This window comes from Sphingomonas sp. Root241 (assembly GCF_001428865.1).
Classification (GTDB): domain Bacteria; phylum Pseudomonadota; class Alphaproteobacteria; order Sphingomonadales; family Sphingomonadaceae; genus Sphingomonas.
Genome location: NZ_LMIV01000003.1, coordinates 1 through 24,749 on the forward strand (window position 1 = coordinate 1; position 24,749 = coordinate 24,749).

Annotated in this window: 11 protein-coding genes, 3 tRNA genes and 2 rRNA genes; 11 read left to right on the forward strand and 5 right to left on the reverse strand. The window is 64.6% G+C overall.

The features are described from left to right. Nucleotides 1-18: 18 nt before the first annotated feature. The 6 genes from ASE13_RS15365 (at nt 19) to ASE13_RS15390 (ending at nt 6,076) form a co-directional block, all read left to right on the forward strand. Nucleotides 19-95 (forward strand) — tRNA-Ile (locus ASE13_RS15365). Nucleotides 96-264: 169 nt separating this feature from the next. After that, nucleotides 265-340: transfer RNA gene (locus tag ASE13_RS15370), tRNA-Ala, on the forward strand. 573 nt (nt 341-913) lie between these two features. Further along, nucleotides 914-3,708: ribosomal RNA gene (locus ASE13_RS15375) — 23S ribosomal RNA — on the forward strand. 263 nt (nt 3,709-3,971) lie between these two features. Then, nucleotides 3,972-4,098, forward strand: a 5S ribosomal RNA gene (rrf, locus tag ASE13_RS15380). Between the two features lie 183 nt (nt 4,099-4,281). Beyond that, nucleotides 4,282-4,358, forward strand: a tRNA-Met gene (locus ASE13_RS15385). A gap of 203 nt (nt 4,359-4,561) precedes the next feature. Continuing rightward, nucleotides 4,562-6,076, forward strand: coding sequence for an MFS transporter (locus tag ASE13_RS15390; RefSeq protein ID WP_056617985.1), 1,515 nt, complete (start codon nt 4,562-4,564; stop codon nt 6,074-6,076). Nucleotides 6,077-6,087: 11 nt separating this feature from the next. On the opposite strand, the gene ASE13_RS15395 is transcribed toward ASE13_RS15390, so the two are convergent. Continuing rightward, entirely contained in the window at nt 6,088-8,589 is a 2,502-nt protein-coding gene (locus ASE13_RS15395) for a TonB-dependent receptor (protein ID WP_056617988.1), read from the reverse strand. 118 nt (nt 8,590-8,707) lie between these two features. Continuing rightward, complete coding sequence (locus tag ASE13_RS15400) at nt 8,708-10,288, reverse strand: tetratricopeptide repeat-containing sulfotransferase family protein (RefSeq protein ID WP_235537010.1); 1,581 nt, start codon at nt 10,286-10,288, stop codon at nt 8,708-8,710. A 92-nt stretch (nt 10,289-10,380) separates the two neighbouring features. On the opposite strand from ASE13_RS15400, the gene ASE13_RS15405 reads away from it, so the two are divergent. Then, nucleotides 10,381-11,670 carry an amino acid permease gene (locus ASE13_RS15405; RefSeq protein ID WP_056617991.1) on the forward strand — a complete coding sequence of 430 codons (1,290 nt, stop codon included), beginning with the start codon at nt 10,381-10,383 and terminating at the stop codon, nt 11,668-11,670. 123 nt (nt 11,671-11,793) lie between these two features. On the opposite strand, the gene ASE13_RS15410 is transcribed toward ASE13_RS15405, so the two are convergent. Together ASE13_RS15410 and ASE13_RS15415 are read right to left on the reverse strand one after the other, a co-directional pair. Then, nucleotides 11,794-13,401 carry a phytoene desaturase family protein gene (locus tag ASE13_RS15410; RefSeq protein WP_056617994.1) on the reverse strand — a complete coding sequence of 536 codons (1,608 nt, stop codon included), beginning with the start codon at nt 13,399-13,401 and terminating at the stop codon, nt 11,794-11,796. 17 nt (nt 13,402-13,418) lie between these two features. After that, nucleotides 13,419-14,594 carry an aromatic ring-hydroxylating oxygenase subunit alpha gene (locus ASE13_RS15415; RefSeq protein WP_056618937.1) on the reverse strand — a complete coding sequence of 392 codons (1,176 nt, stop codon included), beginning with the start codon at nt 14,592-14,594 and terminating at the stop codon, nt 13,419-13,421. Between the two features lie 49 nt (nt 14,595-14,643). On the opposite strand from ASE13_RS15415, the gene ASE13_RS15420 reads away from it, so the two are divergent. Continuing rightward, nucleotides 14,644-15,237 carry a TetR family transcriptional regulator C-terminal domain-containing protein gene (locus tag ASE13_RS15420; RefSeq protein WP_056617997.1) on the forward strand — a complete coding sequence of 198 codons (594 nt, stop codon included), beginning with the start codon at nt 14,644-14,646 and terminating at the stop codon, nt 15,235-15,237. Nucleotides 15,238-15,268: 31 nt separating this feature from the next. On the opposite strand, the gene ASE13_RS15425 is transcribed toward ASE13_RS15420, so the two are convergent. After that, nucleotides 15,269-16,651, reverse strand: a complete 1,383-nt coding sequence (locus tag ASE13_RS15425; RefSeq protein WP_056618000.1) for a M20/M25/M40 family metallo-hydrolase — start codon at nt 16,649-16,651, stop codon at nt 15,269-15,271. A 338-nt stretch (nt 16,652-16,989) separates the two neighbouring features. Between ASE13_RS15425 and ASE13_RS15430 the strand changes: the two genes are divergently transcribed. From ASE13_RS15430 to ASE13_RS15440, 3 genes are read left to right on the forward strand one after another with little or no spacing between them, the layout of a single operon-like run. Further along, entirely contained in the window at nt 16,990-21,600 is a 4,611-nt protein-coding gene (locus ASE13_RS15430) for a cadherin domain-containing protein (protein ID WP_056618003.1), read from the forward strand. 50 nt (nt 21,601-21,650) lie between these two features. Next, the gene (locus ASE13_RS15435) at nt 21,651-23,387 is read left to right on the forward strand and encodes a type I secretion system permease/ATPase (RefSeq protein WP_056618006.1); all 1,737 of its coding nucleotides are present in this window, start codon (nt 21,651-21,653) and stop codon (nt 23,385-23,387) included. A gap of 2 nt (nt 23,388-23,389) precedes the next feature. Beyond that, a complete protein-coding gene (locus ASE13_RS15440; RefSeq protein WP_414885463.1) occupies nt 23,390-24,745 on the forward strand; it encodes an HlyD family type I secretion periplasmic adaptor subunit in 1,356 nt (451 codons plus the stop codon). Nucleotides 24,746-24,749 lie beyond the last annotated feature (4 nt).

Sequence of the window (24,749 nt, forward strand, 5' to 3'; positions counted from 1 at the left end):
CAGCCGGGTATGGCGGATGGGCCGGTAGCTCAGGTGGTTAGAGCGCACGCCTGATAAGCGTGAGGTCGTAGGTTCAACTCCTACTCGGCCCACCAATCCGCAGCCGGGAAGACGAATTAGCGTAGCTATTCGCATCTCCGGCAAGGACGGCCAGCGCTGCGAAGCGCGCCACAAGGCGCAGCTTTGCTGCGACTGACGGCGCAGCGGACGGTCCGCAAAAGGTGCGCGGCAGTGTGACCTTGGTGTGACCTTTGCTTGGGGTACGGGGCCTTAGCTCAGCTGGGAGAGCGGTTGCTTTGCAAGCATCAGGTCATCGGTTCGATCCCGATAGGCTCCACCAACGCGACGCATTGAAGACGATTTAGCCTAAGCTAAATCGCATCAATGCTAGCGCGGCCAGCGCTGCTAAGCAGCGCCACAAGGCGCAGCTTTGCTGCGACTGACGGCGCAGCGTGCGCAACCAACCTAGCCAAATATCCAGATGATGAAGCACCGAGATCTGCGGCCAGTCCGCAGTATAGCGGTCCTTACGGACCGTGCTTTTTTGACATTGTGAATGGGTTTTTCAAATCGATGCCGTGACGGCATGGGTTTTCGGCGGCAACGCTGGGAACCGATGCCGGAACATGGGTGTCGTCACCAAGTTTGACCGCTCTGGTGGCGCGCCCGAATACAGCTGAGATTTAAATCATCCGCATCAAGAGGGCGCAATCGTTCGCGATTGCGCCTGGTAAAACCACGCTACACTGCTCTGCCGAGTTTCGTGTGGGCCGCAAGGTCCATCCAGTGTTGTCGTTGGTGGTGTGGACTNATCGTTCGCGATTGCGCCTGGTAAAACCACGCTACACTGCTCTGCCGAGTTTCGTGTGGGCCGCAAGGTCCATCCAGTGTTGTCGTTGGTGGTGTGGACTCTCAAGCGTGAGGTAAGGGCAATTCGTGGATGCCTTGGCATGTACAGGCGATGAAGGACGTGGCACGCTGCGATAAGCGTCGGGGAGCTGTGAGCAAGCAYTGATCCGACGATTTCCGAATGGGGAAACCCACCTTATCCGATTACTTCGAGTGTGAGTGATCACARTCGGAGTAATGGGAGAAAGGTATCACTTAGCTGAATAAAATAGGCTTCGTGAAGCGAACCCGGCGAACTGAAACATCTCAGTACCCGGAGGAAAAGACATCAACCGAGATTCCGTTAGTAGTGGCGAGCGAACGCGGACCAGGCCAGTGCCCTCAATTCAACTAGCAGAAGCTTCTGGAAAGGAGCGCCATAGCGGGTGACAGCCCCGTATGCGAAAGTGATGTTGAGGGACTCGAGTAGGGCGGGACACGTGTAATCCTGTCTGAACATAGGGGGACCACCCTCTAAGCCTAAATACTCGTACATGACCGATAGCGAACTAGTACCGTGAGGGAAAGGTGAAAAGCACCCCGATGAGGGGAGTGAAACAGTACCTGAAACGGATTGCCTACAAGCAGTTGGAGCCTCTTTAAGGGGTGACAGCGTACCTCTTGCATAATGGGTCTGTGACTTAATGTACCAAGCAAGCTTAAGCCGATAGGTGTAGGCGCAGCGAAAGCGAGTCTGAATAGGGCGACTTAGTTTGGTGTATTAGACCCGAAACCCGGCGATCTAGGCATGACCAGGATGAAGGTGAGGTAACACTCACTGGAGGTCCGAACCGATTAACGTTGAAAAGTTACCGGATGAGTTGTGTTTAGGGGTGAAAGGCCAATCAAGCCGGGAAATAGCTGGTTCTCCGCGAAAACTATTGAGGTAGTGCCTCGCACGAATACCATAGGGGGTAGAGCACTGGATGGGCTAGGGGGTCGCGAGATCTACCAAACCTAACCAAACTCCGAATACCTATGAGTACTATGCGGGAGACAGACGGCGGGTGCTAAGGTCCGTCGTCAAAAGGGAAACAGCCCTGACCTACAGCTAAGGTCCCCAAGTCGTGTCTAAGTGGGAAAGCATGTGGGAATCCCAAAACAACCAGGAGGTTGGCTTAGAAGCAGCCATCCTTTAAAGAAAGCGTAACAGCTCACTGGTCTAAACAAGGGTTCCTGCGGCGAAGATGTAACGGGGCTCAAGACACGCACCGAAGCTTAGGGTGTGATCGTTTACGATCACGCGGTAGCGGAGCGTTCCGTAAGCCGTTGAAGCGATCTGGTAATGGGTCGTGGAGGTATCGGAAGTGCGAATGCAGACATGAGTAGCGATAAAGAGGGTGAGATGCCCTCTCGCCGAAAGACCAAGGGTTCCTGCGCAAGGCTAATCCGCGCAGGGTGAGCCGGCCCCTAAGACGAGCCCGAAGGGGGTAGTCGATGGGAACCACGTTAATATTCGTGGGCCTGGTGGTGTGTGACGGATCCCGTATATTGTACGTCCTTATCGGATTGGACGTGCTTTGAAGGGGTCCCGGGAAATAGCCCCACCGTATAGACCGTACCCGAAACCGACACAGGTGGTCAGGTAGAGTATACCAAGGCGCTTGAGAGAAGTGTCCTGAAGGAACTCGGCAAATTGCCTCCGTACCTTCGGAAGAAGGAGGCCCTCACTGAGCGCAAGCTTTTTGAGGGGGCACAGGCCAGGGGGTAGCGACTGTTTAGCAAAAACACAGGGCTCTGCTAAGTCGGCTTCAAGACGACGTATAGGGTCTGACGCCTGCCCGGTGCCTGAAGGTTAAGTGGAGGGGTGCAAGCTCCGAAATGAAGCCCAGGTAAACGGCGGCCGTAACTATAACGGTCCTAAGGTAGCGAAATTCCTTGTCGGGTAAGTTCCGACCTGCACGAATGGCGTAACGACTTCCCCACTGTCTCCAGGACATGCTCAGCGAAATTGAATTCTCCGTGAAGATGCGGAGTACCCGCGGTTAGACGGAAAGACCCCGTGCACCTTTACTGCAGCTTCAGAGTGGCATTAGGAAAGAACTGTGTAGAATAGGTGGGAGGCTTTGAAGCATGGGCGCCAGCCCGTGTGGAGCCACAATGTGAAATACCACCCTGTTGTTTTCTGATGTCTAACCACGCACCGTCATCCGGTGCTGGGACCCTCTGTGGCGGGTAGTTTGACTGGGGCGGTCGCCTCCTAAAGAGTAACGGAGGCGCGCGAAGGTTGGCTCAGGACGGTTGGAAACCGTCTGTTAGAGTGCAATGGCATAAGCCAGCCTGACTGCGAGACTGACAAGTCGAGCAGAGACGAAAGTCGGTCATAGTGATCCGGTGGTCCCTCGTGGAAGGGCCATCGCTCAACGGATAAAAGGTACGCCGGGGATAACAGGCTGATAACCCCCAAGAGCTCATATCGACGGGGTTGTTTGGCACCTCGATGTCGGCTCATCACATCCTGGGGCTGGAGCAGGTCCCAAGGGTTTGGCTGTTCGCCAATTAAAGTGGTACGTGAGCTGGGTTCAGAACGTCGCGAGACAGTTTGGTCCCTATCTGCCGTGGGCGTCGAAATTTGAGAGGAGTTGACCCTAGTACGAGAGGACCGGGTTGAACATACCTCTGGTGTACCAGTCGTTCTGCCAAGAGCGCAGCTGGGTAGCTATGTATGGACGGGATAACCGCTGAAAGCATCTAAGCGGGAAGCCTCCCTCGAGATAAGATTTCTTAGGACGGTCGGAGACCACGACCTTGATAGACTGGATGTGGAAGTGCGGTAACGCATGGAGCTAACCAGTACTAATTGTCCTATTCGCGCTTGAGAGTTCCACCATCAATGACAATCCTGGGTAACANAGACTGGATGTGGAAGTGCGGTAACGCATGGAGCTAACCAGTACTAATTGTCCTATTCGCGCTTGAGAGTTCCACCATCAATGACAATCCTGGGTAACATGCCCGGCGTTGCAAATGGTCGGATGATCCAGTCGCAGCTTTATTCTACCCCATGTGCACGGTATCGATTTGAACCCCAAGATTTGCGCCCAAAGGATAGTCTCCGGCTATCCGTCGCACGGGCTCCATTGCCTGGTGGCTATGGCGTCTGTGAACCACCCGATCCCATCCCGAACTCGGCCGTGAAACCAGACAGCGCCGATGGTAGCGCCGATGGTACTATCGCTCAAGCGATGGAAGAGTAGGTCGTCGCCAGGCATTGCAGCCCGTGCGAAACGCAAATCACAAAGGTCCCCACAGGAAAAACCCATTCACTTTACTTTGTTGGCCTCAGGCGCCGGCAGCCGCATCCGCGGCTTTGGCTATCGCGCCAATAAGGCGCGGCGGCCGGTCGGCCTTGCGGAGGCTTCGCCTCCGTCCCTGATCCCAACACCTTGGTGGCGCGGGATGGAGCAGCCCGGTAGCTCGTCAGGCTCATAACCTGAAGGTCGCAGGTTCAAATCCTGCTCCCGCAACCAACACACCAAGCCCGCACGGCACCAGCCGCGCGGGCTTTTCGCGTCGCGCCGCGCCCGCCGGCCAACCACACGCTAGACCACGCAAAACCAGCCCGGTCACCCGACGCCGTTGACGTACCGGGTGCTCATCAAGGTGACCGGTTGCTTGGCAACGGAACGGTCCTCGCGGCCCTGTTGTTCTGTTGCGCAGGCGGAGGTTGAGGATGCGGATATCGACGGCGCTTCTACCGCAGCAGGATATTTCCGAATCTGAACTCGAAGTTGGTATCCGCCGGCTGATCGCGGAGGCCGCTTGGTCGAGCGCGACGGCGGCGCTCACCAGCGGCGTGATCCTCACGGCGTTCGCGCTCTATCTGGGTGCGTCGAACCTGATGGTCGGCGTGCTCGCCAGCGCGCCGTTTCTCGGGCAACTCCTGCAAGCGCCTGCGATCCTGCTGGTCGAACGGTTGCGCACGCGAAAGGCGATAGCGGTCGTTTCCAGCGTGATCGGCCGGTCGATGCTGATAGTGATGGCGCTCGCGGTGTTCCTGCCCGCCAATCTGGCGATCTTCGCGGTCGCACTCGCGCAGTTCGTGCTGTGCGGCATGGGGGCGATCGGAGGCTGTGCGTGGAATGCGTGGATGCGCGATCTGGCACCGCAGGAGCGGCTCGGCTGGGTCTTCGCGCGGCGCGCGAGCTGGACCACGGCGATCAGCCTCGCGGCGGGACTCGCGGCGGCGCTCCTGCTCGACAGGACAGCGGCGGGATCGGATGCACGGGCCTGGGCCTTTGCCGGCCTCTATCTGGCCGGTTGCGTTGCGGGGCTGATAAGTGCCGGCGTCGTCGCCAGACTGCCCGAGCCGGCGATGCCGGACCGCCCGGCGGAGGATTTGCGATTGCTGGCGCTGCTGCGCGAGCCCTTCGCCGACCGCAATTTCCGCCAGCTCGTCCATTTCCTGTCCGCCTGGCAATTCGCGATCAATCTCGCCACGCCTTTCTTTACGGTCTTTATCGTCCGCCAGCTCGGCTTCGACATGATCTTCGTCATGGTCTTGAGCGTGGTCAGCCAGATCGCCAATCTGATCGCGATCCGGTTTTGGGGGCAGCTCAGCGACCGGTTCGCCCATAAATCGGTGCTGGCGGTTGCCGCACCCACCTATATCTTCTGCATCGTCGCGATGGTCGGCGCATCGCAGATCGAAGCGCGCGACGATTGCGTGGCCTATCTGGTCGTCCTCCACATATTGATGGGCGCCGCGGTCGCCGGTGTGGCGCTCGCCACGACCAATATCGCATTGAAGCTGAGCCCGAAGGGCGGGGCCACGGCATATGTCGCGACCAGCGCCCTCGCCAGTTCGTTCGCCGCCGGTGCCGCTCCGATCCTCGGCGGACTCTTTGCCGACTTCTTCGCGCAACGGCAGTTCGAACTGCTGTTGCGATGGACCAGCCCGAAGGGGGTGGTGCTGCTGTCTCCGCTGCAGCTTTCGCATTGGGACTTCTATTTCCTGATCGCAGGCGCGATCGGAATCTATGCGCTGCATCGCCTTTCGCTGGTCGAGGAGCAGGGGCACATCGAGCGCCGCGAGATGGTGCAGCAACTCGTGGGCGAGACTCGCCGCGTGGCGCGCAATCTGGGCACGGTCTCAGGCTTGCGCGGGATCACCGAGCTGCCCGTGGCGCTCCTCCGCGATGCCCGGCTGCTGGCACGCCACCGGCGGCGGCAGGCACGGGCAACCTGACGACGCGTTGCCTAGAACCGCGTTCCTGCCCTTATGCCGATCGTCCGCGGCGTGATCGGGACGATGTAGGGCCGCTGATCGCACGCGCCGCATTGCTGGAAGCGCGAGATCTGGCCGCGTTCGTCCCAGATATTCTGCGCGAACAGCTCGAAGTTCATGCGCGCGAGTTCGAAACCGATAGCGAGGTTGCCGGTCGTGTAAGGCTCCAGCCGACCCAGCGCCGCGGCTTTGGCGACGCGGATGTCCGACGATGCCGAGCTCTGGTGCGCGATCAGGCCCTGCACATAGCCGCGGCCCGACCCTATGGGCACCGAATAGCGCGCATTGCCGCTGATCTTGAAGCGCGGCGTGATCGGCAGCCGCGTCCCCTCGGGCGCCAGCACATCGCTGCCGTCGCCGATGCAGATCTGCGTCGCGCACAGATCCTCGCGGGTCTTGGCGTCGGTGTACGACCCCGCGACGGTGAGACTCAATCCGCCCAGCAGGAGATTGGCGTCCATTTCCGCCCCGTAGATGCGCGCATCCGGGCCGTTCTGGATGATCGTGAAGCTGTTCTCGCCGAGGAACGAGAACTGGAAGTCCTTCCAGTTCTGTCGATAGATCGCGCCGTTGAAGCGCAGCATGCCGTCGGCCAGCGTCGTCTTCCAGCCCAGCTCGTAATTGGTGAGCACGTCGGTGGCATAGGGGGTGACGTCGCCGCGGCGGTTGATCCCGCCGGGCCGGAAGCCGCTCGAGGCGACGGCGTAGAACATCAGCGCGTCGCTGGGCTTCCACGTCAGGTTGAAACGATAGGTGACGCCCTGGCCGCTCGTCTTCTTGGGGCGCAGCTCGCCGGCCACATAGGTCGCCAGATTGGTGCATGGTCCGCCTGCGACCGCCGGCGGCAGCAGCGTGTTGGTGGGACCGCCGTCGAGATAGGCATCGCGCAGCGTCCGTCCGTCGGCGAGGAAACAGCCGGCGACACCGGTGCGTGAGCTTCCCGCGGCATTGAACGGTGAACCGGTGAAGGGCCGCCCGTCGCCGGGATCGACGCCCGGATTCCTGCCGAAGCCGAAGAAGCCGATCAGCGAATTGTCGTAGATATAGGCGCGCCCGCCCGCGGTGAAGGTCAGCTTGGGCGAGAGGTCGAAGCTCGCCTCGCCGAACATCGCATAATCCTTGTCGACGCGGTGCTGCTGGGTCAGCCACAAAGTCCCCGGCGAACCGTTGACCGAGACGTCGGCGCCGAGGTTCGGGATCTGATAGTCCTGATGGATCAGGTTCGACTGGCGCTGGTAGAACATGCCCGCGACGATCCGGAAGCGATCCGAGGACGGCGAGGCGACGCGCAGCTCCTGGCTGGTCTTCTTGAAGTGATCCGAACCGACCACGACCTGGCGCGGATCGATCGTGTTGCCGGCATTGTCCTGATAATAGAAATAGCCCGCCAGCCCGCCGACCGAGGCGTAGAGATTGTCATAAGCTTCGGAATAATCGGTATAATCGTTCGACGCATAGGTCTTGCGGTCGAGATAGGCACCGGCATAGGTGACGTCCCAATTGCCGATCCTGCCCTCGATCGTCAGCGCGCCCTGGATGAAGCGGTCGCGGCGATATTCGGGGTAGAAATGCTGCACCTCGAGATCGCCGACGCTCGGATCGAACCCGTAGGTGCCGTGGCTGCGCATCTCCTGGTAGAGCACGGTCGGGGTGACGGTCCAGGTGTCGTCGAGATCGACCTTGAGCGCGGCGCGCCCGCCCCATGTCTCGGTGTCGTTATAGTCCTTCTCGACGAATTCGTCATTGTCGACGGTGATCCCGCCGGGTGTCGGCAGGAAGCTGCGCGTGCCGGGGACATTGTCGATATAGCCGGCGTCGCGCTGGTAGAAGCCGACGACGCGCAGCGCCGCCCAATCCGAGAAGGGCGTATTGATCATGCCCTCGATCTTGCCGCCCTGGCCGCCATGCGCGACGGTGTTGACCTCGGCATCGACGCGGCCCTCGAACGCGGTAGTGCTCGGCTTGTTGGTGATGATCCGGATCGTGCCCGCCTGGCTCGACGCACCGTACAGCGTGCCCTGCGGACCCGCGAGGCTCTCGATGCGTGCGATATCATAGATATGGACGTCGAGCGTGCCGCCGATCGTCGTCACCGGCTGCTCGTCGAGATAGCTGCCCACCGAAGGCAGCGAGCCCGAATGGTTGCCGTCGCCGCCCGATGCGACGCCGCGCATATAGACGGTGGTCACCCCGGGCTGCGAGGTCTGGAACGCCACCGACGGCAGCAATTGCGTATATTCGTTGAAGTTCGAGATGTTGAGCTGATCGAGCTTGCGCGTGCCGATCGCCTGGATGCTGATCGGGACCGACTGGATATTCTCGTCGCGCTTCTGCGCAGTGACGACGATCTCGTCGCGATCGGAGGGCAGATCGCTGGTGCTTTGCGCATCCTGCTCTTGGGCAAAGGCCGGGAGGGTCAGGAAAGTCGAGGCGAGCAACCCCGAAATCACGGCACGGCGCACGGATACGATCATTGCGGTCCCCAGCGTAACATCAATGTAAGTAAGAGACTGTGCTGCGTCGCAGCAGCCGTCAATCTGCCGTACGGATGGGAATGCGCGATCTTTCGATGACCGTGATGTTTCTGCAACGTTACAAGTTTGCCGGCACGTCCGGATAAAGTTCGACCAAGTCGCCGAGAGCGGCAGTGAGCGGGCCCAGATGCGGCGCGAACGGGCGCCAGGCGCGGTCGCCGCCGGTGAAGATCGGCTGGCGCACCTGTTCGGAGCTCGCGGTGCGCACGGCGCGCTCGGTCTCGTGGAAAGCGAGGCATGCCGGCTCGAAGGCGACGCCGCAGGCATCCAGCAGCCGGCCGATTTCAGCCTCGGTATCCGCCACCAGCGCCTCATGGATCACGCGGTGCACGCGGCCCGGCTGGACCCCGTCGAGATGCGCCATCAGCCGCGCATAATCGCGATAATAGCGCCCCATGTCGTCGAGCGCGTAGCTGAACGCCTGGCCGCGCGCGAAATGCTGCTTGAAGTTGGAGAAGCAGCAGGCGCGCGGCTCGCGGCGCGTATCGATGATCGTGGCGTTGGGCAGGATCAGCCGGATCAGCACGACATGCGCCCAGTTGTTCGGAAGCTTGTCGACGAACAGCGGACGATCGGTGCGGCGCTGGACCGCGGTGCGGTGCAGATATTCTTCGCCGAGTTCGCGCGCGCGCTCGGCAGTCAGTTCGGTCAAGCCGTGCGGATAGTTCGGGATGCGCCGGGCGAGGGCAGGGAGATCGGGAAGTTCGGTGGTGCCCTCGATCTGGCTATGGCTCGCGAGGATCTGCTCGACCAAAGTCGAGCCCGCGCGCGGCATGCCGAGGATGAAGACCGGATCGCGCGCGTCGCTGCCCCAGCCCGCGCGATCGGCGAAGAATTCCGGCGTCGCGAGTGCGATGCAATCGTCGACGAAACGCTCGGTCTCGGCGGCGTCGTAGACGAGTTGCGTTCGGCGCAGCGCATTGCCCGCGGCATAATGCGCGAAGGCGCGGTCGGCTTCGCGCCGGTCCTCATATGCCTTGCCCAGCGCGAAATCCAGGTGGAAGCGGTCTTCGTCGCCGATCCCGACTTCGGCCTGCGCGGCCTTCATCGCCGCGATATCGGCATCGTCGAAGCGCACCGTCTTGAGATTGGCGAGGCTCCACCATGCCTCGCCCAGCGTCGGCGACAGCGCGAGCGCCTTGCGATACGCCGCGACGCCTTCCGCCTGACGGCCCAGGGTCTTGAGCATATGGCCGTAGCTCATCCACAATTTGGGCTGTGCGGGCGCTTCGGCGAGCACGCGTTCGTAGAGGGTGATCGCTTCTTCGAACGCGCCGAGCCGACCGAGCGTGGCGGCCTTGAGATTGGCGTGGCCGGGATGGTCGGGCTCGGCCTCGATCAGCCGGTCGAGCTCCTCCAGCGCCTCGCTCGCGCGATTCTGGCGATAGAGGACGAGCGCGAGATTGGCGCGCGCCGCAGTGAATGCGGGGGCGATCTCGACTGCGCGGCGTAGCAGATTCTCGGCATCCTTGAGCCGTCCGATCCTGCCGGCCAGCTCGGCGAGCATGCGGATCGCGCGCGCGTCGAACGGATCGCGCTTCAGATAGTCCTTCAGGCCACGCTCGGCGTCGGGAAGACGATTGTCGTGCAGCGCGAGCGCGGCAGCCATCAGATCGGAGGGAAAGCGCGTCGCGAGCATCGCGCGAAGATGACCACGCGGCCGTCCCGCGATCAAGCGTTCCCGCGCTTTTCCCGCTGGACGCGCTCCGCCATCGCGGTGACAACGAGTGCGTGAGCGATACCGCATCCTCGCCGCGACGCGTGCTCGGCTTCTGGCCGGCGCTGGCGTTGGTCGTGGGGAATGTGATCGGATCGGGCATCTATCTGCTGCCCGCGACGCTCGCGCCGCTCGGCGCCAATGCGCTGATCGGCTGGGGCGTGACGATCGTGGGCGCGATGGCGCTGGCGTTCGTCTTCGCCCGGCTCGCGGCGAAATTGCCCTGCGCGGGCGGGCCCTATGCCTTTGCCGACGCGGCGTTCGGGCCGGTGGTGGGGTTCGCGGTGGCGTGGAGCTACTGGATCCTCATCTGGGCAGGGAATGGCGCGCTGGCGATCGCGGTGGTGAGTGCGCTGAGCGTGCCGTTCCCGGCGCTGGCGGGCGGCGCGCCCGCTTTCGTGACGGCGCTGGTGCTGATCTGGGCGCTCGTCGCGGTCAATATCCGCGGCGTGGCGCTCGCCGGGCGGCTCCAGTTGGTGACTGCAGTGCTCAAGCTCGCGCCGCTCGCGGCGATCATCGTCCTCGCTGTGTGGCTGCTGGTGCGCGACGGCCAGTCGGCGATCGCGGCCAACCCGCCGGTGCCGATCGGCGCCGGTGCGATCGCGGGTGCGGTTGCGCTGACCTTCTGGGGCTTCCTCGGGGTCGAATCGGCGACGGTACCCGCCGACAAGGTGAAGAATGCGGCGCGGATCGTGCCGCTGGTGACGATGCTCGGCACCGCGCTGGCGGGGGCAATCTATGTCCTCGTCGCCGGGGCGATCGCACTCATGATGCCCGCGGACGTGATCGCTGCGTCGCCCGCGCCGCTCGCGGCGTTCCTCGGCCGGTCATGGGGCGCGGGTGCGCTGCTCATCGTCGCGGTCTTCGCCGCGATCAGCGCGCTCGGGACGCTCAACGGCTTCATCCTGCTGCAGGGCGAGATGCCCTGGGCGATGGCGCGCGGCGGCGTCTTTCCCGCCTGGTTCGGCAAGGAGAGCCGCCGCGGCACCCCCGCACGCGCGCATCTCGTTTCGGGCGTGCTGGTGACGATCGTGATGGCGCTCAATTACACCGGATCGACCGGGGCGCTGTTCGCCGAGATCGCAACGATCAGTCTCGCCGCAGGAATGCTCGCTTACTTCGTCAGCGCGCTGGCGGCGCTCAAGCTGCTTGCCGGCGATCGGTTGGCGGCGCTGGCGGCGATCGCCGCCGCCGGCTTCGTGCTGTGGATGGTCTACGGTCTCGGCCTGCGCGCGAACCTGTGGGGCCTGGGGCTGCTCGCGCTCGGCCTGCCGGTGTTCCTGTGGGTGCGGATTAGGCGCTAAATTCATCGTCACCCCCGCGAAAGCGGGGACCCATCTCGTGCACGCGCCATTTGATACAACAGCTGTGTTGCTCGCTGCGCCTCCCGGAGATGGATCCCCGCTTTCGCGGGGATGACGGAGGTGTCAGATCGGCAGCAACCGCCTGACGAGCGAGCGATCGCGCAGGATTTCGTGCGCGGCGTTATGCCCGGGCGCACCGGTGACGCCGCCGCCGGGGTGCGTGCCCGAACCGCACATATAGAGCCCCTGGATCGGCGCGCGATAATCGCCATGACCGAGCACCGGGCGGGCCGCCCAGAGCTGGTCGAGCCCCATCGCGCCGTGGAAGATGTCCCCGCCGATCAGCCCGAACTTGCGCTCGAGATCGAGCGGCGAATGAATCTGGCGGGCGATCACGCTCGCCTTGAAATTGGGGGCGTGATCATTGACCGTGTCGATGATCAGGTCGGCGACTTCCTCGCGCGCATCGTCCCAGCTGCGGCCGCCGGGCAATTCGGGGGCGAATTGCTGGCAGAACAGGCTGGCGATGTGCATGCCTTCGGGCGCGAGGCTGTCGTCGACGGTGGTCGGCAGCTTCATCTCGACGATCGGCTTCTTCGACCAGCCGTGCGCCTTCGCGTCGTCATAGGCCTGGTCCATATAGTCCATGCCCGGGGCGATGATGATGCCCGCGGTATGGTGCTCGGCCTTTTCCTTGCCGCGCAGCACGGTGAAGTCGGGCAGCTCGGAAAGCGCGACGTTCATCCGGAAGGTGCCCGATCGGGTCTTGAAGCTCTTCATGCGCTTGTTGAAATCGGCGGGCAGGTCGCTCCCATCGAGCATCTGCCGGAAGAGCAAGGCAGGCCCGACATTGGCGGCGACGATCGGTGCGGCGATCTCCTCGCCGCTCTCCAGCCGCACCCCCGCTGCCTTGCCGCCGTCGGTGAGCACCCGCGCGACCGGTGCCTCGAGGCTGATCTCGACCCCGGCGTCTTCGCAAGCCCGCGCCATCGCCTGCGTGATCGCGCCCATCCCGCCCACCGAATGTCCCCAGGCGCCGAGCTTGCCGTTCACTTCGCCGAAGACGTGGTGGAGCAGGACATAGGCCGAGCCGGGGGTGGAGACGCCGGCGTAATTGCCGACCACCGCGTCGAAGGCGAAGGCGGTCTTGACGTGATCGTCCTCATACCAGCCGTCGAGGAAATCGCGCGCCGATTTGGTGAAGACGTCGAGCAAGTCGCGCTGTGCCTCGATTCCCATCTTTGACAAGGGCCAGCCCTGCGCGGCGCCGGCGAGCAATGCGCGCAGCCCGCCGCCGGCATTGGGCGGAGCCTTGAGCGCGAGATCGCGCAGCACCTGTGCGACCTTTTCCAGCGCCGCGTCATAGGCCGGATAGGCGTCCGCGTCCTTTTGCGAGAAACGCGCGAACTCGGCCTGGGTGCGCTGCGTGCCGCCGCCGAGCTTGAGATAGGTGTCTTCGAACGGGAAGAAGTTGCTGATCGTCCGCTCGATGATGCGATAGCCGCGATCGTGCAGCTTCATGTCGGCGATCACCTTGGGGCGGAGCAGGCTGACGGTGTAGCTCGCGGTCGAGTTGCGGAAGCCTGGATGGAATTCCTCGGTCACCGCCGCGCCCCCGACGACATGGCGCCGCTCGAGCACGCGGACCTGCAGCCCGGCACGCGCGAGATAGAAGGCGCAGACGAGGCCGTTATGTCCACCGCCGATGACGATCGCGTCGTATTTCTTCATGGCTATCCCCCGAGAATTCAGACGGTGTGCGGCCGCCGCGACCAGCCCGGTGCCGGCGCGCGGTGCAGCCGGGCCTCGGGGATGATCGCGCGGACCTTGGCCGCGAAGCTGCGCAGGCAGACCTCGCTCGCGCCGATCGGCCCGGCGGTGTAGCTGCTCGACGCCATGCCTTGCTGGACGCGCTCGATCAGCCAGGTGTCCTCGGCGTTGACGACGCGGTTGATCCGCCAGTTGGCGTAGCGGACGAGCTTCATTTCGCGGCGATCGTCCGGCAGTGCGAACGCCATCTCGCGCAGCACGCAGCTGGTCGGCGAGGTCGGCAGCCATTGCATGAAGTCGATCTGGTCGGCGTAGATGTCGAACGCCATGTTCGGCCAGAGCTTGTAATAGAGCCAGCGCCGCTGATTGGCCTCGGGCAAATGGTCGACGCGCGGCAGATGGCGCTGGTAGAATGCCTCCCACGGATTGGCCGAGGGGCGGTCGACCAGGTCGCCCGACATCTTGTCGACCCAGCCCGATGCCTCGATCGCGTAGCTCTTTCCGAACAGCCGGGTCAGGCCGTCATGCGCCACGGGAATGTGGAGATTGTCCGAATAATTGTCGCCGACATTCTTCCAATTGACCGCGCGGTCGCGCGTCCGGACGTCGCCGATCCGGCGCATATCCTCGAAGCGGTAGGGCGCGATCTCGGCATCGTACGGTGCCATCATCTCCGCGACCGAGGGGCCGTCGTCATCCTCCAGCCGCACGAACACGAAGCCGCGCCAGGTCGACACGTCGACCGGCACGAGCCCGCTCGCGTCCATGTCGAGCGCCGGATAGTCGCGGCGCATCGGCACGCCTGACAGCTGTCCGTCGAGCTCGTAGGTCCAGGCATGATAGGGGCAGACGAGCTTCTTCGTGCAGCCGGAATCGCCCTCGACGATCCGCATCGCGCGGTGGCGACACACGTTGTGGAACGCACGGATCGCGCCGTCGCGGCCGCGTAGCGCGACGACATTCTCGCCGAGATAGGAGATGGTCCGCCAGTCGCCGGGTTCGGCAAGGTCGCTCTCGTGGCACAGGATCTGCCACGAAGGGCGCAGGATGCGCGCGGTCTCGAGCTCGAGGAACTCCGGATCGGTATAGATCCAGCCGGGCAGCGACCAGTCGGCGTCGGGGTCGACGGTGGGAAGAGAGGCGAGGGTCGCCATGGCCGGCTCCGCGATTGCTTGTTGCACGATCGTATAATAAGCTCGCGCGATGAGCAAGCCCGCCTTCACCCGCGCCGAACCCGATGCGCGGCGTCTGTCGCTGATCGAGGCGACGGCGCGCGTGCTGGCGCGCGACGGGGCCGCCGGCGCTTCGGTACGGGCGATCGCGCTGGAGGCGGGCGTGTCGCCGGGACTGGTCGCGCATCATTTCGGCGGCGTCGATGCGCTGATCGCAGCGACCTACGGCCATATCGGCGAGCAAGTATCGGCCGCGCTCGATGCCGCGGTCGCTGCGGCAGGCGACAACCCGCGGGCGCGGCTGAGCGCCTATGTCGCGGCGAGTTTCGCAGCCCCGATCGCCGATCGCGCACTGCTGGCTACCTGGACGGCATTCTGGGGGCTGGTGATCGCGCGCAGCGACGTCGCGGCGCTGCACGATGCGCAATATGCGGGATATCGCGGCGAGCTGGAGGCGCTGCTCGCCGCTTGCGGGCTGGCTCCGGCGGCGACACGGCGCGCGGCCATCACGATCACGGCGCTGGTCGATGGACTATGGCTGGAACTGTGCCTGTCGCCCGACGTGCTCGATGCGGGCGAGGCGCGAGCGATTGCCGAGGGGCAGATCGCGGCGCTGCTGAAGTAAACTTATCCTCCCCGTGCCGGGGAGGATCAGGCTATTTCGATAGATCGGTGAACAGCGAGCGGTAATAGACGATCGCCGGCGCGATCGCGGCCACCGGCGTGCGTTCGTTGAGCCCGTGGCTGAAGCTGTCCGATTCCTTGATGAAGACCGGGCTCGCGCCGTAGCTCGGCACGCCGACCGAGCGATACCACATCGAATCGCTGGCACCCGACGACATGCTCGGGAAGACCGGCACGCCCGGATAGGCCTTGCCCAGTGCCTTCTCGACGGCGTGCACGAAATCCGGCCGCAGCGGCGAAGCGTCGGTCGCGACCGAGCCTTCGGTGACGTCCTTCCACTGGATCGCCGGATCATCCGCGACGCGCGCCAGCTCGGCCATGATGTCGGCGGGCTTGTGGCCGGGGAAGATGCGGCAGTTGATGTTCGCCGTAGCGCGCTGCGGCAACGCGTTGAGCGCGTGGCCGCCCGAGACCATCGTCGGGACGCAGGTCGTGCCGATCTTGCCGATCGTGGCGTAGTTGGCGCGCAGCGTGGCGACCGCCTTTTCGTCGGCCGGGTTGGTGGCGAAGGCCTTCATCGCGGCACCGGTCTCGGGTTTCTCGTACCGCGCGGCGGCATTGAAATAGGCGCGGCTGAGGTCGTTGATCTCGGGCTGGAAGCGATACGCGCCGATCTTCACCAGCGCGTCGGAAAGCTCGGCGATGGCATTGACCGGGCGCGGCTCGGACGAGTGGCCGCCGGGATTGGTGACGGTCAGCTCGAAATCGGCATAGGTCTTCTCGGCGCCCTGCCAGGTCATGTAGATCGGCTTGCCGGTCTTCTCGTCGAGCACGCCGCCGCCGCCGTCGATATTGATCACCAGCTCGGCGTTCCTGAGCTTCTCGGCGATGATCGCCGAGGTCTTCATCGTGGTTTCCTCGTCGCCCGAGAATTGCAGGATGATGTCGCGCCTTGGCTTGTAGCCCTGCTTCTTCATCTCGATCAGCGTCGCCATCGCGATCGCCGCATCGAGCTTCATGTCGGTGGCACCGCGGCCGTAGAGATAGCCGTTCTCGACCACCGGAGTGAACGGATCGCGCTGCCAGTCGGACGGCTTGGCCTCGACCACGTCGATATGCCCCGAGATCACCAGCGGCTTGGCCCCGGCGTTGGTTCCAGGCCAGCGCGCGATCAGATAAGCGGTATCTTCGACCGGAGTGACGGTCACTTCATTCGCCGCGAAGCCGCCTGCGACGAGCTGCTCCTTGAGCCATGCCGCGAGTTGCGGCGTCTGGTTGCCGGGCCCCTGCACGCTGCGAAAGGCGATCGCGCGCTTCGCGATGTCGAGCGCGTGCGCTTCGGTATCGCTGGCCTGGGCGGAAGCGATGCCGGGGAGCAGGGCGAGGGCGCAGGCGGCGGAACGGAGCAGCTTCATGGCAGTGTCCCGCAAGGAGATGGGCGCAAAGCATAGGCACCTGTGTCGATCGGGCGCAAGCGCTCGTGACATATTGCCAGCGCTAGGCGCGATCTCTGCTCCGATGTCCGATTTTTGGACAGGTCGACGGCGCTATCCCGTTGAATGCAAAGGGAACGCCGCGATTATCCACAGATTATCGCGACAAAGGTGCGAGGCCGGCACAAGCGGGTTGAGCGGCGCAATGTTGCTGTCATGATCGCCCCCTAGCGAGACATCAGCGTCGGGATTCGCCTCGACACTCTGTTCTCCATCCCGTCGCCCGACGGCCGCGACCGCGGCCAATCGAAGGACCCGCCATGCCCGCTCCCGCGTTCATCAACGAGATCCATTACGACAATGCCGGCGCCGACAGCGGCGAGTTCATCGAGATCGCGGGCATTGCGGGCACCGATCTCACCGGCTGGAAGATCGTCCTCTACAACGGCGCGAACGGCGCCAGCTACAACCCGGTCATGACGCTCAGCGGCGTCATCGCAAACCAGCAGAACGGCTTCGGCACGATCTCCGTCGCCTATCCGACCGACGGCATCCAGAACGGTTCGCCCGATGCCGTCGCCCTGGTCGATGCGAGCAACAACGTCGTCCAGTTCCTCAGCTACGAAGGCAGCTTCACTGCCACCAACGGCCCCGCCGCGGGCCTGACCAGCGTCAATGTCGGCGTGTCCGAGAACGGCGCGCAGAGCGGCACTTCGATCGGGCTGGTCGGCAGCGGCGCGACCTATGAGGATTTCCACTGGGCGCTGATCAACGGCAGCACCGCGGGCGGCGTCAATGCCGGCCAGAGCTTCAACGGCGTGGTGCCGCCCCAGCCGGGCACGCTCAGCATCGCCGACGCTACGACGGTCGAGGGCAATAGCGGCACGCACGAAATCGTCTTTACCGTGACCCGCGCCGACGGCAGCGCAGGCGCGGTCTCCGCCACCTGGACAGTCGCTTTCGGCAGCGCCGATGCCGCGGACTTCGGCGCGGGCTTCACTGCCACCGGCACGGTCAGCTTCGCCGACGGCGCCACCACCGCAGAGATCCGCCTGCCGGTGCAGGGCGACACCGCATTCGAATCGAACGACGGCTTCACCGTGAGGCTGAGCGCACCCCAGGGCGGCGTGGCGCTGGGCGACGCCGTCGCGGCCGGCACGATCACCAACGACGCCGCCGCGCCTCCCGCCCCGCCGGCGAACGTGTTCATCAACGAGATCCATTACGACAATGCCGGCACCGATGCCGGCGAAGCGATCGAGATCGCCGGGGCCGCGGGCACAGATCTCACCGGCTACAAATTGGTCTTCTACAACGGCAGCAACACCCCCGGCGCCGCTCCGGTCTACGATACGCTCGCTCTCTCGGGCGTGATCGACGACGAATCGAACGGCTTCGGCGCGCTCGGATTCCTCCGAGCCGGCATCCAGAACGGTGCGGCGGACGGCGTCGCACTGATCGCTCCCGACGGCAGCGTGGTCCAATTGCTGTCCTACGAAGGCAGCTTCACCGCAGCTGCGGGCACTCCCGCCGCCGGCACGACCAGCACCGATATCGGCGTGACCGAGGAGCCGGCCCCCGCCGCCGGCCTATCGCTCCAGCTCAAGGGCAGCGGCTCGAGCGCCGCCGATTTCGCCTGGGCCGATGCTTCGGACGACAGCTTCGGCTCGCTCAACGCGGGTCAGTCCTTCCTTTCGGCGACCGGCACCGGCCATCTGCGCATCGGCGACGCCCGCGTCGTCGAGGGCGACAGCGGCACCACCAATCTCGTCTTCACCGTCAATCGCGCCGGCGGCACCGCGCTTGCGGCTACCGTGGACTATGCCGTCAACCTCGACGGTACCGCGACGCTCGCCGATCTCGCTCCCGGCGCGGTCCTTTCCGGCACGCTGAGCTTCGCGCCCGGCGAATTCTCGAAGCAGATCGTCGTGGCGGTCAACGGCGATCTGGTCGGCGAGCCCAATGAGACGCTGTCGGTCAGCCTCGGCGCGACCACCGGCAATGTCGTGATCGACGATGCCGCCGCGACCGGCACGATCACCAACGACGATCCGATCGCGCTCACGATCAGCCAGATCCAGGGCGCGGGTCACGTCTCGGCCTATGCCGGCCAGGTCGTGATCACCACGGGCATCGTCACGGCAGTCGATACCAACGGCTTCTATCTCCAGTCGGCGGTGGGAGACGGCGATGCCGCTACTTCCGACGCGGTCTTCGTCTTCACCAGCACCGCGCCAGGCGTCGTGATGGGCGACGGCGTGTCGGTGCGCGGTTCGGTCGCCGAGTTCCAGGGCAGCACCGCCAGCCTCAGCCTGACCGAAATCGTCGCGCCGACCGTCACGGTCGAAACGCATGGCAACGCGCTGCCCACGGCATTGCTGATCGGCACCGGCGGCATTCTGCCGCCGTCCGAGGTGATCGATGACGATGGCCTGACCAGCTACGATCCGCTCCATGACGGCGTGGACTTCTGGGAATCGCTCGAAGGCATGCGCGTCACGCTCGATACGCCGCAGGCAGTGTCGAACACTACGTCGTTCGGCGAAACCGACGTAGTCGTCTCGCACGGCAATGGCGCCAGCGGAATCAACGATCGCGGCGGCATCACCATTTCGGGCGATGGATCGGGTGTTCCCGACTATAATCCCGAGAAGATCCAGATCGACGACGACAGCGGCATCTTCGCGGGCTTCACGCCCGGCTACACGATCGGCGACCAGCTCAGCAGCGTCACCGGCGTGGTCAATTATGCGTTCGATGCATATGAAGTGCTCGTCACCGAGGCAGTGACCGTCACGCAGGACACGACACTCACTCGCGAGCAGACCGCGCTCCACGGCGACGCCAATTATCTCTCGCTGGCGACCTACAATCTCGAGAATCTCGACGCGTCGGACCAGAAGTTCGACATCCTCGCCGCCGACATCGTCTACAATCTACGCGCGCCCGACATCATCGCGGTGCAGGAGATCCAGGACGCCGACGGCGCCGGTTCGGGTTCGAACCTCTCGGGCACGGTCACTGCGCAGGGCCTGATCGATGCGATCTACGCCCAGTCGGGGCTGCATTATGCCTATATCGAGATCGCGCCGACCACCGCGGGATCGACCGGCGGCGAGCCCGGCGGCAACATTCGCAACGGCTATTTCTACAATATCGACCGCGTGTCCTATGTCGAAGGCAGCGCCCAGCTGATCGACGGCGCCGCCTATAACGGCACCCGCAAACCGCTGGTCGCGCAGTTCGCCTTTGCCGGCCAGACGATCACGACGATCGACGTGCACCTCACTTCGCGCCTCGGCAGCGATCCGCTGTGGGGCGACAACCAGCCCGCCAACGATGCCGGCGACGCCGCCCGCACCGCGCAGGCCGCGGGGGTCAAGGCATGGGTGCAGGACCATCTCGCCGACAATCCGGCGCTCAACATTGCCGTGCTCGGCGACTGGAACGGCTTCTATTTCGAGCATGCGCAGACCCAGCTCACCGATCCGGCGCAGGGCGGCGTGTTCACCAATCTCAACACATTGCTGCCCGAGCAGGAACGCTACAGCTACATGTTCGAGGGCAACGCCCAGCAGATCGACAACATCCTCGTCACCGGCGGGCTGGTCACCAACGCGCAATATGATGCGGTTCACCTGAACTCGCAGTTCGGCGGCTCGCGTGCGACCGATCACGATCCGCAGGTCTCGCTACTGTTCCTCGGCGCCGCGCCGAAGGACCTTGCGCTCAGCAACGCCAGTGTCGCCGAGAATCTGCCTGCCGGCAGCGTGGTCGGCACGGTCTCGGCCACCGATACTGCCAACGACACGCTTCATTATGCGCTAGTCGACAATGCCGGCGGGCTGTTCGCCATCGATGCGGCGACCGGCGTGATCACCACCACCGCGCCGTTCAACCATGAGGCGCTGGCGGAGTATGCGCTGATCGCCAAGGCGACCGACAGCGGCGGGCTGACCACGCAGCAGAGCTTCACCGTCGCGGTGACCGATGTCAACGAAGCGCCCGTCGCCGCGCATGACGCAGTCGCGGTCAACGAGGATGCGACCACCGCGAACCTCTGGACGACCTTGCTCGGCAATGATTCGGATCCCGATGTCGGCCAGACGCTGGCGATCAGCGCGGTCGACGCCACGGGTACCCTCGGTAGTCTCGTCTTCGACGCCGCGAGCCACACGCTGAAATATGTCGCCGATGCCGATGCGTTCGACTCGCTCGCACCGGGCGCCACCCAGGTCGATCATTTCAGCTACACCGTCACCGACGGCAACGGCCTCGCCAGCACCGCGACGGTCGATGTGACCGTCACCGGCATCGCCGACGGCATCACGCGTAACGGCACGATCTTCTCGGATACGTTGAACGGCAGCGCGGGTGAGGACAGGCTGTCGGGCGGGATCGGCAGCGACACGCTGTATGGCCTCGGCGGGCATGACTGGCTGAACGGCGGCATCGGCAACGACAAGCTCTATGGCGGCGACGGCAACGACGTGCTGTTCGGCGATCTCGGCAACGATACCCTGTGGGGCGGCAACGGCCGCGACGTGCTGTTCGGCGGCCTCGGCAACGACACGCTCTATGGCGGCGCCGACGCCGACAGCTTCCACTTCGGCCGGCTCGAAGGCAGCGCCACGATTGCCGACTTCAATATCGCCGAGGACAAGATCGTCCTCGACGACGGCGTCTCGGTCACGCGCACCAAGGTGCAGGACGTCAATCGCGACGGCGTCAAGGACCTGACCCTCACGCTGAGCTGGGGCAGCAGCGTCACGTTGCTGGGAGTCAGCGACGCGGCACAGGTCAAGTACGGCGCGCCGGACCATTATTCGGATCACCAGCCCGGACTTGGCGGCTTCCTCGACGATATTGGCGATCTCTTCGATAGCCTGTACGCTGGCCATCAGAAGTTGATCGACACGGGGTGGTTCTGACGATTTGCGACATCGCGTAACGACAAGAATCGGATTTGCGGGGGCAAGCGATGCGGATTGAGCGCCCGGTGGGGGTGCTGCGTGAGGCACTGGCGTTGTGTCGGCGGCATTTCGTCGCCGCTGCGGCGTTCAGCGCGCTGATCAACCTGCTCTACATCGTTCCCACGCTCTACATGCTGCAGGTCTATGATCGCGTGGTGCCGACGCAGGGCATGCAGACGCTCGTCTTCCTCACGCTGGTGCTTCTCTTCGCGCTGGCGACGCTGTCGCTGCTCGATCGCATCCGCACGCGGCTGCTGGTCCGCGCCGGCGTCCAGCTCGATGCGACGCTGGCGCCGCTGATCCTCGACGCGACGTTGGGCCGGCCCGAACTGCCGGTGGCGCGGCAGGCACTTCGCGAATTCGATACGATGCGCGGCACGCTCACCGGCCCGGGGATTCTCGCATTGTTCGATGCGCCTTGGGTCCCGATCTACATTCTGGTCTGCTTTCTGGTGCACCCGTGGCTCGGCGTCGTCGCCATAGTCGGATGCACGATCCTGCCGCTCATCGCCTGGGCGAATGAACGCGCGACTCGCAGCCGTCTCGATCGTGCCCAGCTGATCGCCAGCGCTTCCTACGCCAATCAGGATGCCTTGCTCGGTTCGAGCGACAGCATCCGGGCGCTTGGCATGCGCCGGGCGATGGTCGCGCGCCAGCTGCGCCAGCGTGAAGCCATGCTCGCCGCGCAGACCGAGGCGAGCTTCGCCTCGGGCAGCTATCTCACCGCCACCAAGTTCACGCGCCTCGCGCTCCAGTCGCTCGCCTTGGGGCTGGGCGCTCTGCTCGCGATCGACAACCTCATCTCGGGCGGCGCGATCTTCGCCGCTTCCTTCCTGATCGCGCGGGCGCTCGCGCCGATCGAGCAGCTGATCGGCACGTGGAAGACGCTCGTCCAGGCGCATCAGAGCTATCGCAGCCTCGGTACGCTTCTCGAAGACAGCAACATTCGGCCTGAACCGACCCGGCTGCCCCCGCCGCAGGGTGCGATCGCGCTAGAAGGCATCACCATCCTCAACGAAGCGCGTGACGGCGCGATCCTGAACAGCATCTCGCTGCGCTTTGAGCCCGGTGAAGTGGTCGCGATCGTCGGCCCCAGCGGTGCGGGCAAATCGACTCTGGTCCGCACGATCGCCGGCGCACTCCCCGCCGATCGCGGCACCATCCGGCTCGACGGTGCGGATACGCGCGATTGGGATCCCGAGCAGCTCGCCCGCCACATCGGGTATCTGCCGCAGGACGCCGCCTTGTTCGCCGGATCGGTCGCGGAGAATATCGCGCGCTTCGCCGGCGAGCTGGGCGAGGATCGCGCCACCCTCGATGCTGGGGTCGTCGCTGCCGCCGGCAAGGTCGGTGCCGATCCGCTGATCCGGCGCCTGCCGAACGGCTATGATCATCAGCTCAAGCTGGGCGGTCGCGGCGTATCGGCCGGTCAGGCGCAGCGCATCGCGCTTGCCCGAGCCGTCTATGGCGATCCGCGCATCCTGATCCTCGACGAGCCCAATGCGCATCTCGATACCGAAGGCGATGCCGCCCTGGTCGCCGCGCTGGGAACGCTCAAGGCGGAGGGCCGCACGATCCTGATCGTCTCGCACAAGCTCGGCATCCTGCCCGTGGTCGACAAGATCCTCGTCCTGCGCGACGGCCGCGTCGAGCTCTATGGTCCGCGCGACGAAGTGCTCCCCAAGATCGCGCCGCCCAATCTCCGGCGTGTCGCTCCGCCCACTGCCGCGGCGGGCGGCGCATGAACATGCCGATCCTCCTCGCGCCCTCGGGCGAAGCGCCGGCCTCCGCGTCTCCGGTCGCCGATCCGCGACGCGACATCCGCATCGGGCTGGTGATCGCCGGCCTCTTCTTCGTGATATTTCTCGGTTGGGCGATGTTCGCGCGGCTCGATGCCGCCGCTTATGCCCCGGGCACTTTGGTGGTGTCGGGCCAGCGCCAGTCGGTCCAGCACCGCGACGGCGGCGTCGTTGGCAAAATCTATGTCCGCGAGGGCCAGCGCGTCGAGCGCGGCCAGTTGCTGGTCCAGCTCGCCGCCGCCGAGGTTCAGGCGCAGGAGCGGGCGCTCGCCTCGCAGGCGATCCGATTGCTCGCCCAGCGCGCGCGGCTCGAAGCCGAACAACTCGGGCGCGGCCAGATCGCGGCGCCGAAGGAATTCGCGTCGCTCTCGCCGGAAGACCGCGAGGAAGCGGCGCTGGCGATGCGGCTGCAGCAGACCGAGCTTCAGGCACGCGCTTCGGTACTCGCGGCACAGCGCGGCGCGCTCGGTCAGCGCGTTCTCCAGTCGGGCGAGCAGGGCCGCGGCTATGGCGAGCAGGCAGTGTCTTCCTCCGAGCAGCTCCGCCTGATCGAGGAGCAGATCGCCGCGCTCAAGCCCGTCGCCGACAAGGGCTTCGTCTCGGAGACGCGGATGCGCGAGCTCGAACGTGCGCGCGCCCAGCTCCAGGGCCAACGTGGCCAATACACCGCCAGCGTCGCCCAGACCCGCGGCGCCGCGCGCGAGAACGAGATTCAGGTGCTCGAGGCGGAGCGGACTTTCCGCGAGCGTACCGCGTCCGATCTCCGCGACGTCGAAACCCGGCTGGGCGATATCCTGCCCCGCTGGACCGCCGCGCGCGACCAGCTCGAACGCACCGCGATCCGTTCCCCCGCCACCGGGGCGGTGGTCGGCCTGTCGGTGTTCACCCCGGGCGGCGTGGTCGCGCCGGGCCAGAAGCTGATGGACGTCGTCCCCGAACGCACGCCGCTATTGATCCAGGCCCGGATATCGCCCGAGGATGCCGACGATCTCCATGTCGGCCAGCGCACCCTCGTCAAATTCTCCGGGTTACACGAGCGCACCTTGCCCAATCTCGAAGGCAGGCTGACGCGGCTCTCCGCCGACAGCTTCACCGACGAGAAGAGCGGGATGAGTTATTTCACCGGCGAGATCACCGTTCCGCGCGAGCAATTGAGCCTGATCCAGGGCGTCCGCGGCGCCGATTTCGCGCTCAGGGCCGGCATGCCCGTCCAGGTGCTGATCCCGTTGCGCAGGCGCACGGCGCTCGATTATGCGCTCGAGCCGCTGATCGGCAGCTTCTGGTCCTCGTTCCGCGAGCATTGATCGT